16 protein-coding genes are annotated in these 12,868 nt (G+C 70.0%); 3 read left to right on the top strand and 13 right to left on the bottom strand.

Annotated elements, in window-relative coordinates:
• Window positions 1-36: 36 nt before the first annotated feature.
• The 3 genes from cobU to cobS are packed head-to-tail and all read left to right on the top strand — an operon-like array spanning window position 37 to window position 2,292.
• On the top strand, window positions 37-531 hold the full coding sequence (cobU, locus tag PHN62_RS01965; RefSeq protein WP_300145954.1) for a bifunctional adenosylcobinamide kinase/adenosylcobinamide-phosphate guanylyltransferase: 495 nt from the start codon (window positions 37-39) through the stop codon (window positions 529-531).
• Entirely contained in the window at window positions 528-1,544 is a 1,017-nt protein-coding gene (cobT, locus tag PHN62_RS01970; RefSeq protein ID WP_300145543.1) for a nicotinate-nucleotide--dimethylbenzimidazole phosphoribosyltransferase, read from the top strand. The genes cobU and cobT overlap by 4 nt, the downstream gene beginning before the upstream one ends.
• Complete coding sequence (gene cobS / locus PHN62_RS01975; RefSeq protein WP_300145546.1) at window positions 1,537-2,292, top strand: adenosylcobinamide-GDP ribazoletransferase; 756 nt, start codon at window positions 1,537-1,539, stop codon at window positions 2,290-2,292. The genes cobT and cobS overlap by 8 nt, the downstream gene beginning before the upstream one ends.
• A 25-nt stretch (window positions 2,293-2,317) precedes the next feature.
• On the opposite strand, the gene PHN62_RS01980 is transcribed toward cobS, so the two are convergent.
• The 13 genes from PHN62_RS01980 to PHN62_RS02040 form a co-directional block, all read right to left on the bottom strand.
• Window positions 2,318-2,926 carry a TetR/AcrR family transcriptional regulator gene (locus PHN62_RS01980; protein WP_300145549.1) on the bottom strand — a complete coding sequence of 203 codons (609 nt, stop codon included), beginning with the start codon at window positions 2,924-2,926 and terminating at the stop codon, window positions 2,318-2,320.
• A 158-nt stretch (window positions 2,927-3,084) separates the two neighbouring features.
• Complete coding sequence (napH, locus tag PHN62_RS01985; RefSeq protein WP_300145551.1) at window positions 3,085-3,987, bottom strand: quinol dehydrogenase ferredoxin subunit NapH; 903 nt, start codon at window positions 3,985-3,987, stop codon at window positions 3,085-3,087.
• Window positions 3,984-4,649: a ferredoxin-type protein NapG gene (napG, locus tag PHN62_RS01990; RefSeq protein ID WP_300145554.1), complete on the bottom strand. Its 666-nt coding sequence runs from the start codon at window positions 4,647-4,649 to the stop codon at window positions 3,984-3,986. Before napG ends, napH begins: the two co-directional genes overlap by 4 nt.
• A 44-nt stretch (window positions 4,650-4,693) precedes the next feature.
• Window positions 4,694-5,194 carry a hypothetical protein gene (locus tag PHN62_RS01995; protein WP_300145557.1) on the bottom strand — a complete coding sequence of 167 codons (501 nt, stop codon included), beginning with the start codon at window positions 5,192-5,194 and terminating at the stop codon, window positions 4,694-4,696.
• Window positions 5,195-5,217: 23 nt separating this feature from the next.
• Window positions 5,218-6,297: a cytochrome c peroxidase gene (locus PHN62_RS02000; protein ID WP_300145559.1), complete on the bottom strand. Its 1,080-nt coding sequence runs from the start codon at window positions 6,295-6,297 to the stop codon at window positions 5,218-5,220.
• A 12-nt stretch (window positions 6,298-6,309) separates the two neighbouring features.
• Window positions 6,310-7,191, bottom strand: a complete 882-nt coding sequence (locus tag PHN62_RS02005) for a methylamine utilization protein MauJ (protein ID WP_300145562.1) — start codon at window positions 7,189-7,191, stop codon at window positions 6,310-6,312.
• A 169-nt stretch (window positions 7,192-7,360) separates the two neighbouring features.
• A complete protein-coding gene (mauA, locus tag PHN62_RS02010; protein WP_300145564.1) occupies window positions 7,361-7,921 on the bottom strand; it encodes a methylamine dehydrogenase (amicyanin) small subunit in 561 nt (186 codons plus the stop codon).
• Between the two features lie 30 nt (window positions 7,922-7,951).
• Window positions 7,952-8,569 carry a methylamine dehydrogenase accessory protein MauD gene (mauD, locus tag PHN62_RS02015; RefSeq protein WP_300145567.1) on the bottom strand — a complete coding sequence of 206 codons (618 nt, stop codon included), beginning with the start codon at window positions 8,567-8,569 and terminating at the stop codon, window positions 7,952-7,954.
• Window positions 8,566-9,126, bottom strand: a complete 561-nt coding sequence (locus PHN62_RS02020) for a MauE/DoxX family redox-associated membrane protein (RefSeq protein WP_300145570.1) — start codon at window positions 9,124-9,126, stop codon at window positions 8,566-8,568. Before PHN62_RS02020 ends, mauD begins: the two co-directional genes overlap by 4 nt.
• A gap of 10 nt (window positions 9,127-9,136) precedes the next feature.
• On the bottom strand, window positions 9,137-10,420 hold the full coding sequence (gene mauB / locus PHN62_RS02025) for a methylamine dehydrogenase (amicyanin) large subunit (protein ID WP_300145572.1): 1,284 nt from the start codon (window positions 10,418-10,420) through the stop codon (window positions 9,137-9,139).
• Window positions 10,421-10,580: 160 nt separating this feature from the next.
• A complete protein-coding gene (locus PHN62_RS02030; protein WP_300145574.1) occupies window positions 10,581-11,444 on the bottom strand; it encodes a sulfite exporter TauE/SafE family protein in 864 nt (287 codons plus the stop codon).
• 197 nt (window positions 11,445-11,641) lie between these two features.
• Window positions 11,642-12,466: a 3-methyl-2-oxobutanoate hydroxymethyltransferase gene (panB, locus tag PHN62_RS02035; RefSeq protein ID WP_300145576.1), complete on the bottom strand. Its 825-nt coding sequence runs from the start codon at window positions 12,464-12,466 to the stop codon at window positions 11,642-11,644.
• A 69-nt stretch (window positions 12,467-12,535) separates the two neighbouring features.
• On the bottom strand, window positions 12,536-12,868 hold the full coding sequence (locus PHN62_RS02040; RefSeq protein ID WP_300145578.1) for a thiosulfate oxidation carrier complex protein SoxZ: 333 nt from the start codon (window positions 12,866-12,868) through the stop codon (window positions 12,536-12,538).

A 12,868-nucleotide genomic window follows, 5' to 3' on the forward strand; every position in this document is an offset into this window, starting at 1 on the left:
CTGCGCCGCAGCATAAAGGAGATTCGCGTGACGGCCATGCTCATCACAGGCGGCGCGCGCTCGGGCAAGAGCCTGCACGCCGAAAGGCTGGCTCTGGCCGCGCCCGGACGCCCCGTGCATATCGCCACCGCCGAAGCCCTCGACGCCGAAATGGCCGAGCGCATCGCGCTGCATCAGGCCCGGCGGGACGACAGATGGCTCTCGCATGAGGCGCCGCTTGATCTCGTGGGGGCTCTGGCGGCCACCGACGGCGGCGGCGCGCGGCTCATCGACTGCCTGACGCTCTGGCTCTCCAACCTCATGCATCATGATCGGGACTGGCGGGCGGAGGTCGGGGCTCTGGCGGCGGCGCTGAAGCTCCAGACAAGCCCGGTCATCCTCGTGACCAATGAGGTGGGCATGGGAATCGTGCCCGAGAACGCCCTCGCCCGCCGCTATCGCGACGCCGCCGGGATCATGAACCAGATCATCGCAGAGGCCGCCGAGGAAGTGGTCTTCGTGGTCTCCGGCCTGCCCATGAGGGTCAAATGACGCAAGACTTTCCCGCCTCCTTCGCCGGATTGCGCCTCCGGCTGGCCGCTCTCCCCGCCCCCGACGCGGCGGCCAGAGCGGCGGCGCAGGCGCGTCAGGGGCGGTTGACCAAGCCTCCCGGATCCCTCGGGCGGCTGGAGGATCTCGCGGTCTTCATGGCCGGATGGCGCGGCGAGGAGCGTCCGAAGATCCACAAGGCTCAGGCTCTGGTCTTCGCGGGGAATCACGGGATCTGCGCCCAGGGGGTGAATCCCTTCCCTCAGGAGGTCACGCGCCAGATGACCGCCAATTTCCGCGCCGGAGGCGCCGCGATCAACCAGATCTGCCGCGTGGTCGGGGCGGATCTCGACGTGATCGAGCTGGATCTCGACCAGCCCACCGCCGACTTCACCGAAAACCCCGCCCTGAGCGAGGCCGAAACCCTCGACGCCATGGCGCGGGGCGCGGCGGCGGTCGATCCAAAGGCGGACGTGCTGATCCTCGGCGAAATGGGGATCGGCAATTCGACCGTGGCGGCGGCTCTGGCGCGCGGGATCTTCGGCGGGCGCAGCGAAGACTGGGTCGGGCCGGGAACCGGAGCCGACGCCGAGCGCGTGGCGCTCAAGGCGCGGGTGGTCGATGCGGGCGCGCAGCGGCATCAGGCGGTTCTGGGCGATCCTCTGGCGGTTCTGGCGGCGCTCGGCGGACGCGAACAGTCCGCCATCTGCGGCGCGATCCTCGCGGCGCGCGAGGCCCGCATTCCCGTGATTCTCGACGGCTTCATCTGCACGGCTTCGGCGGCGCCTCTGGCGCGCTTTCCCGGCGCTCTGGAGCATTGCCTCTACGGGCATCTCGGGGCGGAGCCCGGCCACAGGCGCCTTCTCGAAGCCATGGGGGGCGAGCCTCTGCTCGCGCTCGGGATGCGGCTGGGCGAGGGCTCGGGGGCGGCTCTGGCGCTGGGCGTGCTGAGGGCGGCCCTGGCCTGTCACGACGGCATGGCGACTTTCGCCGAGGCGGGCGTCTCGGATGCCTGAACTCCTGAAACGTCGCCTCGCGGAGGTTCAGGCGGCGCTCATGCTGCTGACGCGCCTGCCCGCCGGACGCATGAAGGCGCCCGTCCCCGAGGCCGAAGCCGCCTGGGCCTTTCCGCTGGTCGGGATTCTGGCGGCGCTGATTCCGGCGGCGGTCTTCTGGGCGAGCTTCGGAGTCCTGCCGCCCTTCATGGCCGCGCTTCTGACTCTGGCGACGGGCTTCCTCGTGACGGGCGGCTTCCACGAGGACGGCCTCGCCGACATGGCCGACGGCTTCGGCGGCGGCTGGACCCGCGAACGCAAGCTGGAGATCATGCGCGACAGCCGCATCGGAACCTATGGTTCGCTGGCGCTGGTCACGGCTCTGGCGCTGCGGGCCTGCGGGATCGCCGCCGCCCCCGACGCCGCTTCGGGGGCTCTGGCGCTGATCGCGCTCGGCGCCGCGAGCCGCGCCCTCGTGCCGCTGACCATCCGCCTGACGCCCCCCGCCCGCAGCGACGGCCTCGCCGCCATGGCCTCGGACGTCTCCTGGAGCCGCGTCCTCGTCTCGGCGGGGATCGGCCTGGGAGCGCTGCTGTTTCTGCCGGGCTCGCTCGGGCTGACCCTTGCGCTGATCGGGGCGCTGGTTCTGGCGGTCTTCGCGGTGCGCTGGCTCTCCCTGCGCCAGATCGGCGGCTTCACCGGCGACAGCCTCGGCGCGACCCAGCAGATCGGCGAAATCGCGCTCTGGATCGTCCTGGCGGCGCAGTGAGAACCCGCCGCCTCGGCCCGTCGGCTCAGCCTTTCGGCTCTCCGGCGGCCGGAGCCGGAGCCTTGCGGCGCGGGCGTTTGGGCGGAGGCTCCGCCGCGGCGTCGCGGATCATGTCATGGGCGTCCTGGAGCATGGAGCGCCAGACCTCCGGAGAGGCCTTCGCGATCCCCATGCCCCGCAGCCAGAACACCGCCTCGACGGCCAGGATCGCCAGACGCGTCCGTTTCTGCGCCTCGGTGCGCGGTTCGAGCTCGGCGAAGAGCCGGTCGTAGAACCCCTGGGCCGGGCCGAGCAGATCGGGCGCATGCAGCAGCGCCGACAGCAGGGTCGAGGTCTTGCGCATGGAGGCGTCGTCCTCGCGGTTGAGGATCGCGTCCGCATAGCCCAGCATGCGGCCCGGCGTCGTCTGGTCGGGGGATTCCTCCAGCAGACGGTCGAAGCGGGCCATCTCGCGGGCCATGGCCGCCGCCACGAGGGCGTCCTTGGTCGGGAAGTTGTAGACCAGCCCGCCCTTGCTGATTCCCGCCCGCTCCACCACGGCGTTGAGGGTCAGGCCGAGTCCGCCCGTCTCCATGATCACCTCCTCGACGGCGTCGAGGACGCGTTCGCGGTCGATCTCCTTGCGGCGGGTCACGGGAGGCTCTCCATGCGGGAGGAGAAGCCTGCGGACGATTCGACCTGATCGAAAAACGTCCTGAAAATCATCATCCTGAGCAGCCCTGATGCGTCCGCGGGGGGCGCACCATGCGCCCTTTCCGGCGCGGGGGCAATCCTCCGCGCGGCGGAGGGCCTTCAAGATCCCGAAAGTTGCGCCGCGTCGCGCCTTTCGTTCAGGAGCCGCGCCCGGCTCGCCATCTCGAAGACGTCCACCGGACAGACGTCGATGCAGCCGCCGCAGTTGACGCAATCCCCCGAGAGCACCAGCCGCGTCCCCTCGCCCTTGAGCGCGGGCGTGATCACATGAGGCTCCGGGCAGACGTTGAAGCAGGCGCCGCAGTTGGTGCAGTCCTCGCGGCGGGCGGCGGAGACGCGCGTCAGGCTGACCTTGCCGATCAGCCCGTAGAAGGCTCCCACCGGACAGAGATGGCCGCACCAGCCGCGCCGGGTGATCGCGAAATCCAGCAGGAACACCGCGAGGATCACCGCCCAGCCGAGGCCCATGCCGAAGATCAGCCCCCTTTGCAGCAGACTCACCGGATTGACGAACTCCCAGGCCACGGCGCTGGAGCCGAAGGCCGCAAGGAAGGTCGCCAGCAGGATCCAGAGCCGCGTGCGCCGATCCAGCTTGCGGTCGCGCGTCACGCCGAGCTTCTCGCGCAGCCAGTGGGCGGCGTCCGTCACGACGTTCACCGGACAGACCCAGCTGCAATAGGCCCGACCTCCCACGACGAGATAGAGCAGCCCGACGAGCAGCGCGCCCGTCAGGGCCGCCCCCACCGGCGCGGCCCCCGCCGCCAGGGTCTGGAGGAAGATGTAGGGGTCGCTGAAGGAGACCAGGCCCAGAATCCGGCTGGAGGCGAAGTCTCCGCGCGCGATCCAGTAGCCGCCGACGGGGCTCAGCGCGAAGATCAGGATCACGCAGACCTGGGTCGTCCGGCGCAGAAGCCACCATTTGTGGGCGCGCAGAACGCCCTTCGCCTCGATCCCGAGGGCGCGGCTCTCCGCCGTGAGCCGGAAGCCGGGCCGGGGCTTCACGACGCGCGTCCGGCGGGATTGCGCCCGCCGCCTCCCAGACCGAGGGCGCGCGGCAGCACCCGGATCGCCGCATGGCCGATGACGCAATGTTTCTCGCACATGCCGCATCCGGTGCAGCGGTCGGAATGGACGACCGGAATCAGCATCTTGCGGCCCCGGATCACCTGAGCCTCCAGGGTGATGGCCTCGTTGCGGATCGGACAGACCCGATGGCAGATGCTGCAGGTCATGCCCTTGTAGTTCAGACAGGTCTCGTGCCCCACCAGCACGGCCACGCCCATGTCCGCCTGACGGATGCCCGCGATGTTCCGGTCGAGGGCGCCGGTCGGGCAGGCCTTGGCGCAAGGGACGTCCGGGCACATGTGGCAGGGGATCTCGCGGGCGATGAAATAGGGCGTCCCGAGGGGGGCGTCCTCGGCCCATTCCGCGAGGCGCAGGGTGTCGTAGGGGCAGGCGTTCACGCAGAGTCCGCAGCGCACGCAGGCCGCGAGGAACTCCGGCTCCTTCAGCGCCCCCGGAGGCCGGATCGCCGAGGCGGCCTTCGCCTGCTGCGCCTCCTCCACATGGGCCGCCAGAGCCAGAGCCGCCACGCAGGCGACGCCGCCCGCCTTGACTCCGTCGGCCAGAACGTCGCGTCGGGAAGGAGAGGGTCTGACGGCCATGGCGGGCCTCGCGAGGGGTCGGGGGTTGCGGATCGCGGCGAAGCTCACTCCGCCGCGGCGACGTCGAGTTCGAGGCGGATGATCGGATGGATCCAGCAGCGCACCAGCACCCGCCCGGAAGCCTTGAGGATCGTCCGCTTCTCGGTTCCGGGCGGCTGGGTGTGGAGGGTCTCCACCGTTCCGTCCTCGTAGGTCAGGTAGAGATTATGCGCGATGTCGCCGGTGTTGCGGAAGATCAGCTCGTCTCCGGCCCGGGTCTCGAACTCCACCTGTTCAAGCTCGGTGTGATGGATGATCAGCGTGAAGCTGCGGGGCGCGCCTGCGGCCTCGGCCTCCTCCGTCCCGGAGGGGGCTTCGGCCGAGGCTTCTGCGGAGGATTCAGGGAGGGCTCCGGCGGCCTCGGGCGCCTCGGCCCGCGTCGCGCAGATCTCCCCGGCGACGGGCTTCTCCCCGGCGCCCTGCGCCCGGGAGGCCGCGAAGCCCAGCGACAGGACGGCGGCCAGCGCCGCCACCTCGACCCGCATGAAGAACCCCGACAGGGCCATGACGACAACTCCTCGAAAGCCCCTCAGGGGATGGGGGGCGGAGCCCTCGGCGCTTCGGGCGCCGCGAGCGATTCCAGAAAGGCGACGAGATCGGCGCGCTCCTGCGCCGCCAGCGGGACGGGGCGCATCTCGAAGGAGAGGCTTTCGCGCTTCTCGCCGCCCTCGACGTAATGGTCGATCACGGCCGCGATCCCGCGCAGCGAGCCGTCATGCATGTGGAAGCCCTCCGGCGCGAGATCGCGCAGCGAAGGCGTCTTGAAGGCGTGGCGCAGCCCGACGACCTCCGGCGGGACGAAGGCCCCCCGCCCGAGATCGGGCTCGGCGGCCTCGGGATCGAGCTTCAGGCCGATGTCGTGGAAGCTGTCGTCGGTGAAGCGCCAGCCGCTGTGGCAGGCCGAGCACCGCGCGGGTCCGGCGAAGAGGGCGAAGCCGCGTCGGGCTTCGGGGCCGATGGCCTCCTCTTCGCCTTCGATCCAGGCGTCGAAGGGGGCGCGTTCCGAAACCAGGCTGCGCTGGAAGCTGGCCAGGGCGTCGAGGATGCGGGTCTCGTCGATGAGCGCGCCGTCCTCCGGCGCGGGCCCGAAGGCGGCTTCGAACAGGGGCGCATAGCCCGCGACCGCCCGCAGACGCTCCGTCAGCAGCGTCATGTCCATGTTCATCTCGTTCGGCGCGGTGATGGGCATCCGGGCCTGAGCCTCCAGGGTCTCGGCGCGGCCGTCCCACTGGAAGGCGAGGCCCCAGGCGGCGTTCATGAGGCCCGGCGTGCGCCTGGGGAGCCTCTCGCCCTGGAAGCCGCTGGCGCGGGCGAGTCCGTCCGACCATCTGCGGTCCGGATCATGGCAGCTCGCGCAGGATTGCGCCTGATCGCGCGACAGACGGGGATCGAAGAACAGCGTCTCGCCGAGCGCGATCTTCTCCGGAGTCGGCGGATTGCGCTTCGGCGCGGGCGGCGGCGCCTCCGGGCGGCGGAAGGCGGCCTTGAGCTTCTCCAGCTCCTCGCCCTGGGGCGGCGCGATCGGCGCGGCGGGCTCCTCGGCCCGCGCCCCCAGGCCGAGGAGGAGCGCGGCGAACCCCAGAGCGATCATCGGAAGGCGCCTGTCCATGGCCGCCGCTCCTCAGGAGGCCGCGGCGGCGGCGGGCGCCCCGGCCTTGAGGCCCAGGGCTCCGCGCAGCCCTTCGCGGGCGAGGAGATCGGCCAGATTGGCCATCTGCGCGAGGGATTCGCTCGCGGCGGGCGAGAAGGACGCCGCCTCTCCCGGCGCTTCGAGCATCCGCAGGATCTCGCCGCGCAGAGCCTCCAGCCGCGTCATGAGCGCCTCCAGCGGCTGGTCGCGCAGATCTCCGGCGCAGACCAGCGCGCCGCTCTGGAGCAGATCCTGGAATCCGACGCGCCTCTGGGCGAACCCGGCGTCGAAGGGCGCTTCGCCCGCGCGCCAGGCCCGGAGGATCCCGCAGGCGCAGAGCAGACGCCAGGCGGGATCCGAGGCGTTGCGCGCCCGACGATACAGCTCCAGAAAGGGCGCGGCCTCGGGCGGCGCGGAGTCCAGCGCGGCGGGGTCGAGGTCCAGGGCGCTGGGCCGGAAGGGCGCGCAGCGCCAGACCGCCCCGTGAGTCGGATCGGCGACGCGCCAGCCCGCCACCGAGGCGCCGCGCCCCATCTGGAGCGCCCAGCGGCTCAGGCGCGCCTCCAGATCGCGCCGCCCGATCTCCAGGGCCTCCGCGAGGCTGCGGGCCGTGATCTGGTAGACGGCTTCGTTGATCTTGCCCGCCTCTCCGCCATGCAGGCTGAGCCTCGCCTCATGGCCTTCGAGGACCAGCTCCAGAGGCTCGCCCATGGAGGCGGAGGCGGCGTCGATCTCGCGGCCCCGCGAAACCGGGTCGCTCAGGAAGAACCCGATCAGCATCGGACGCGGCCCGGAATCGCGCTCCGAGGCCTCGACCGTCGCGCGGGAGGTCTCCGCCTTGAGCGGAGCCGAGAGTCCGTAAGGGATCCACATGGGCGCCTCCTCGGGGATGGGAGGCGCTGCGGCTCTCGGGAGAAAGCCGCCGCGCCGGATTCAGGCCCCTGGAGCGTTTCCCGACCTTGTCAGGTCGTTCAAAGGCTCCAGGTTCCTTTCTGGTCGCGTTTTCGCGACGCGAAGCCTGTCGGCTTCGCTGGAAAACGCTCTAGCCCGCCTTGCCGATGATCGGCGCGATGGTGCAGTGATAGGTCATCTCGTCGTTGTCGGCCCCGAAGCACCAGATGATGTCGTTGGCGAATTCGGGCCGGTAGACCGGCAGCTCGCCTTCGGTCACGAGGCAGGGGCAGCGGTTGGAGACGTTCTTTCCGCAGCAGTCGCGATAGGCGATGATGTAGCTGTTGCCGTCGGTGGGGTTGTAGCAGCTCGCCACCCAGGAGCTGGTCGCCAGCTGCGTGCCCGGCGGGCAGTTGGTCAGCGATCCGCCCGAACAGGCGCAGATGTTGCCGTCGATGGAGCAATGGCGCCAGTAGTCGCAGGCGTGGATGTCGTTGTCCTGCGGAACCCATTTGGCGCGGGCGTCTCCCGCCGCCGGAGCGGCCTCGGCGCGGCTGACGCGCCCCCGGCGATCCACCGGCAGCAGCGGCGAGACGGCGACGCCCGCCGCCACGGCGCCCACCCGGCCGATGAATCCGCGACGGCTGGTGCGGCTCGCCACCCGACGCGACAGCGCCTCGAAGAGATCGTCGAATCTGGAGTTCTTGAGCATGGTTTTATCCTCCCTCCCGCTCGTCAGGCCTCAGGCGGCGCGCACGGCGGCTTTGTCCTTGTAGTCGGCGATGAGCTCCTGAAGGGACGCGAAGCCGGTCTTGTCGGCTTCGAGCAGGCTCTCCAGATGCTCGCGGGTGTTGACGAGGCCCTTCGAGCGGATCACGCCCGAGGAATCGAGCAGCACGCCATAGGGGATCTTGCCCACCTGGAAGCGCATGCCCACCTCGGCCGAAACCACGTAGCGCAGCGAGCCCAGACGATGCTTCGCGAGGAAGCGCTCGTGTTCGTCGGCGGGGCCGTCGCTGATCAGGGTCACGTCGAGGCGTTCGGCGTCGGCGATGGACTTGAGGATGGGGAACATCTTCTCGCAGACGGGGCAGCTCGGCGCCGTGAACATCAGCAGCGAGAGGCGGCCTTTCGGATTTTCTCCGCCGATGCGCGCCGGCTGGTTGAAGTAGTCCACGAGGTCGAATTGCGGCGCGAGATCGCCGATGTCCGGCCCGTGGTCGGTGATCATGGCCCCCATCGGCGCCGAACGCTCGTGGAGCAGCCCCACCTGACGCAGCAGGCCGAAGGTCACCAGCCCGAGCCCGATCAGGCAAAGCCACAGCAGGATGTTGGAGGCGATCAGGATCTGAAGGGTCATCTTCCGGCTCCATGGGTTGGGGCGGAGGCGCGGGAGGCGGAAAGCCCTCCCAGCAGCGCGGCGCCGACGTAGATCAGAAAGGCGAGTCCGGCGGCGGCGGCGCCGAAGAGAAGATCGAAGATCCCCGGCGCGGCCATCGCCGGAGCCGCCAGAGCCAGCCAGACCGCCAGAGCCGTCAGGCCGAGATTGCGCGCCACGAGGCCCCAGCTCAGGGTCTGGCGCAGGCCCGCGCGGAAGCAGCCGCAATCTATGGCCCGCCTTCCGCGTCGCAGGTTCAGCGCCATGGCCGCCGCGAAGAGGACCAGCAGGACCGCCGATCCCCAGGCGCCGGAGACGACCGTCCAGGGCGCGAGCAGAGCCAGCGCCACGGCCAGCTCCGCCCAGGGCAGGACCAGGGCGACGGGTTTCGCCGCCGCCTCCGGCCCGATGCGGAAATTGCGCACCACGCCGTGAAACTCTTCGGCGCGTCCGATCTTGGAGACCGCGGCGGAGGCGAAGACCGCCGCCAGAAGACCCCGCGCGAAGACGCCGAACATGGGCTCGCTGAGGAGCGACATGAGCGCCTCCTCAATAATCGGCGGTGGTGATCACCTGCGGGCCATGCCCGAGCTGATCGATGCGGTGCAGGACTGCGCCGGTCTCCGGATCGAGGACGCGCATGGCCTTCTCGCCCGTCGAGAGCACGTAGAGCTGATGCGGCGAATCCTGGCTCACGTTGATGGAATCGGCCTCATATCCGAGATCGATCCGCTTGATCCGCTGTCCGGTCCTGGCGTCGACCACGAAGACGAAGCGGCTGGAGGTCTTGTGACGCCATTGGGCGCGCTGGTCGGCGAGGATGTAGATGCGGTCGCTCGGGCGGTGATAGGCCGCCTGCTGCCAGCCGCCGAGCGCCCAGCCTTCGGCCTTTTCGGCGTCGGTGAAGGTCTGGAGGGGCGGCAGGAACTTCGCGCCTTCGGTCGTCAGGTCGACCTGGAAGAGCTTGCCGTCATAGGCGGGCCAGACGAGGCGTCCGGATTTCGGCGAATAGGCCGGGTGGTTGATGAGGTATTCCTCTTCGGTGTGGAAGACCTCGCTTTCCGAGATCTGCGGCTCGCCTTCGCCCATGGTGATCTTCGCCATGGTTCCGGCGCGGCAGTGCATGTAGAAGGTGTCCGCCGAGACCGGGAAGATGTGGTAGCAGTCGGGGACGTCGAAGATCCCGCGATATTCCTTCGCCTCCAGATCCACCACGCCCACCGAGGGCGAAGGCGAGAAGCGGTAGAACAGCAGCGTCTTGTCGTCGGGGGTGAGGGCCGTCATCCAGGGATAGGTGCCCACGAGCATGCGCGGCTCTTCGGGCAGGGTGATGTCGGCGATGGGGTAATGGGTCCTGGCGTCGAAGACCTCGACGTAATCCTCGCGCTGGCCGCGGGCCACGCGCTTGAAGACCGTGCTCGCCTGAGCGAAGAAGGAGCCGTCGCTCGCCACCACCGGATTGGGCAGGAAGCCGCCGTCGATCATCCCGAGGATGCGTCCGCTGTCGCCGTCGATGACGAATTGCTGCGTGATCGCGGCGAAATGCGCCGGATCGTTCACATAGACGCGCCGGGCGTTGGGCTCGGGAGCCTCCAGAATGACCGGATCGTCGGTTTCGGCGCCGGGACGCCCCGTGGCCAGGCCCTCCGCGAGGCGCGCGGCGGCTTCGGCGGCGCCGCGCTGGCCCTCGGTGAGCGCCGCCGCAGGGGCTTCGGGGGCGGCGGCGGTCTGGGCGAAGGCGGGCGCGCAGAAGGCGGCGGCTCCCAGAGCGGCGCCCGCAAGCAGACGCCGCAAGGCGGTCGTCTCGCGCAGGTTCGTGAGAAGGCGGGTCATCTTCGACCTCCCTGAATATGGCTTGTGGGATTGCGGGAGATTCCGCGGACGCGATCCGTCCGCGAGGCCCTCCCGGGGGCCTCGCCGGGGGAACGCCCTCCGGCGCCGACTGCAGGACAGACGGAGAGAGGGCGCCCGAAGATCAGGCGAAGGGATCGGATCAGGCGAAGGCGAGAAGCCCGCAGAGCGCCGCCGCGCCGCCGGAGACGAGAATCGCCCCGTCGAGCATGGCCGCGCTCTCCTGTCGCCGCGCGAGCCACATCTGGATGCGCATGTCCGAGGCGGCGGTCAGATTGGCCAGCATGGGCAGGAAACGCCCGAGATTGAAGATCGCGAAGATCAGCATCCCCGTCGCCGGATCGCCGCTGACGAAGGCCAGCGCCGTGACCAGATAGAGGATCGGCGTCTGGACGTAGGTCAGATAGTTCAGCCCCAGAGAGAAGCCGTAGAGCAGCCCCACCGTCTCCATGGAGAAGCGGTTCCGGGCGTCATGAGGCACCTGCGCGCGGCGCTGCGGATAGGGAACCCGCAGGAAGTCGAACTGATGCGCTCCGTAGAGCAGGGCCGCCAGCGCCAGAGCCAGAACGGACCAGAATCCCGCGCCGGAGAAGCCCAGAAGCCCTCCCGCGAGACCCAGCCCGCCGCCGAGAATCCCGGCGCCCAGCGCATAGCCCAGGGCGTGCATGGCCAGGGTCGGCAGGAAGGCGAGCCGCGCCCGCGCCGTGGGGCGGCCCACGGGACGCAGCAGGCTCAGGCTCGAATAGCCGCAGGGCGACCAGGTCGAGAGCAGTCCGCCCGCGAGAATCCCCGCGCCGAGCGCGGCGCGCGTCCCTTGCGGCGCGCCGCCCGCGAGATGCGCGGCCCCCGCCGCGAGAATCCCGACGCCCGCGGCGCCCAGAAGCATGAGCAGACGTCTCCCGCGCGGCGCGGCCTCGGGAAACACGGCGCAATCGGCGACCGCATGGGCGGGCGCGTCAGGCGCGGAGGCGATTTCGAAAATGGATATCCTGTCGGAGACGGTCATGCCGCAACCTCCTTTCGGCGTTTCTCTTCCCTGTGGCTCGGTTGTTGTTCACTGAGTCCATCTGGTCGGATTAAGGCGCAAAAGCAGGAGCGTGACAAGTCGTCGCGTCCGGGCTTCGTCTAGTCCTTTTTAGGGAGGCGCGGTCCGAAGGCGCGGAGCCTGCGGCTTGCGGCTTGCGCGCCTTCCCGTCTTCCGGATCAGGCGCCCGGATCGGCGAATCCATGCTCGGGCGCGGGGAAGATCCGCGCGCGGACCTCGGCGGCGTAGGCCGCCACGGCGGCGCGTCCGTCGCGGCCGAACTCGGCGTAGCGCTTGACGAATTTCGGCCGGAAATCCTCGAAGAGCCCCAGAAGGTCGTCGATCACCAGAACCTGTCCGTCGCAGCCGACGCCCGCGCCTATGCCGATGGTCGGAACCGGCAGGCGCTCCGAAATCCGGGTTCCGAGCGCGGCGGGGATCTTCTCCAGCACCACCGAGAAGGCGCCCGCCTCCGCCAGAGCCTCGGCGTCGCGCAGCACGCGTCCGGCGTCGGCGCCCTTGCCCTGGAGCTTGTAGCCGCCCAGCGCGTTCACCGCCTGAGGCGTCAGCCCGACATGGCCCATCACCGGAATCCCGCGCGCCACGAGAAAGGCCACCGTTTCGGCCATGTGGAGCCCGCCCTCCAGCTTCACCGCCTGAGCGCCGGTTTCGGCCATGATCCGGGCGGCGTTGCGGAAGGCCTGCTGCGGCCCCTCCTCATAGGAGCCGAAGGGCATGTCCACGACCATGCAGGCCCGCGACAGGCCCCGCGCCACGGCCTGGCCATGGAGGATCATCATCTCCATGGTGACGCCCAGCGTCGAGGGCAGGCCATGCAGCACCATGCCGAGGCTGTCGCCGACCAGCACGACGTCGCAATCCGCATCCGCGAGTCTGGCCACCGGCGTGGTGTAGGCCGTCAGACAGACGACCGGCGCCGCGCCCTTCAGGGCGCGGACGTCCTGAGGCGTGATCCGCCCTTTCGTTTTCGGCTGCGCGCTCATTCCGCTGGTCCTCCCCGCTTTTGCTCCGCGTCGGGAGGACTAGCACAGGATCTGCGCGCGCGCACCGCCTCAGGCGGGCGACAGGATGATCTCGCGCTCGGCTTCGAGCCGCATCCCCCGGTCGTCGAGCCAGAGCATCCGCAGGGTTCCGCTCTCGCGGGCGGCGAAGGCGAACTCGACATAGGGATTCTGCGAGATCGAGGCGCCCGGCTCCCATTCCATCAGCAGGGTTTCGTTCAGCCGGGCCTCGAAGCGCGTCAGGAGATTGCGCTCCAGAGGCGCGCCGTTCCAGTCGAGGCGGAAGCCGCTCTCCATCACATGCTGGATCTGGACGCGGACGCGGATGATCTCGCCCTTGGCCGGAGTCGCCGAACTGATCCAGAGTCTCGGGGGTCTGCTCAT

The sequence above is a fragment of the Neomegalonema sp. genome (genome assembly GCF_028688855.1).
Taxonomy (GTDB): Bacteria; Pseudomonadota; Alphaproteobacteria; order Rhodobacterales; family Rhodobacteraceae; genus Neomegalonema.

Excerpts from the sequence above, each read along its gene's own strand:
- PHN62_RS01995 (WP_300145557.1), bottom strand. The coding sequence starts at position 5,194 with ATGGCCCTGTCGGGGTTCTTCATGCGGGTCGAGGTGGCGGCGCTGGCC.
- PHN62_RS02030 (WP_300145574.1), bottom strand. The coding sequence starts at position 11,444 with ATGACCGTCTCCGACAGGATATCCATTTTCGAAATCGCCTCCGCGCCT.
- napG (WP_300145554.1), bottom strand. The coding sequence starts at position 4,649 with ATGGCCGTCAGACCCTCTCCTTCCCGACGCGACGTTCTGGCCGACGGA.
- mauB (WP_300145572.1), bottom strand. The coding sequence starts at position 10,420 with ATGACCCGCCTTCTCACGAACCTGCGCGAGACGACCGCCTTGCGGCGT.
- mauD (WP_300145567.1), bottom strand. The coding sequence starts at position 8,569 with ATGACCCTTCAGATCCTGATCGCCTCCAACATCCTGCTGTGGCTTTGC.
- PHN62_RS02020 (WP_300145570.1), bottom strand. The coding sequence starts at position 9,126 with ATGTCGCTCCTCAGCGAGCCCATGTTCGGCGTCTTCGCGCGGGGTCTT.
- PHN62_RS02005 (WP_300145562.1), bottom strand. The coding sequence starts at position 7,191 with ATGTGGATCCCTTACGGACTCTCGGCTCCGCTCAAGGCGGAGACCTCC.
- cobU (WP_300145954.1), top strand. The coding sequence starts at position 37 with ATGCTCATCACAGGCGGCGCGCGCTCGGGCAAGAGCCTGCACGCCGAA.
- mauA (WP_300145564.1), bottom strand. The coding sequence starts at position 7,921 with ATGCTCAAGAACTCCAGATTCGACGATCTCTTCGAGGCGCTGTCGCGT.
- PHN62_RS02040 (WP_300145578.1), bottom strand. The coding sequence starts at position 12,868 with ATGAGCAGACCCCCGAGACTCTGGATCAGTTCGGCGACTCCGGCCAAG.
- cobS (WP_300145546.1), top strand. The coding sequence starts at position 1,537 with ATGCCTGAACTCCTGAAACGTCGCCTCGCGGAGGTTCAGGCGGCGCTC.
- PHN62_RS02000 (WP_300145559.1), bottom strand. The coding sequence starts at position 6,297 with ATGGACAGGCGCCTTCCGATGATCGCTCTGGGGTTCGCCGCGCTCCTC.
- cobT (WP_300145543.1), top strand. The coding sequence starts at position 528 with ATGACGCAAGACTTTCCCGCCTCCTTCGCCGGATTGCGCCTCCGGCTG.
- panB (WP_300145576.1), bottom strand. The coding sequence starts at position 12,466 with ATGAGCGCGCAGCCGAAAACGAAAGGGCGGATCACGCCTCAGGACGTC.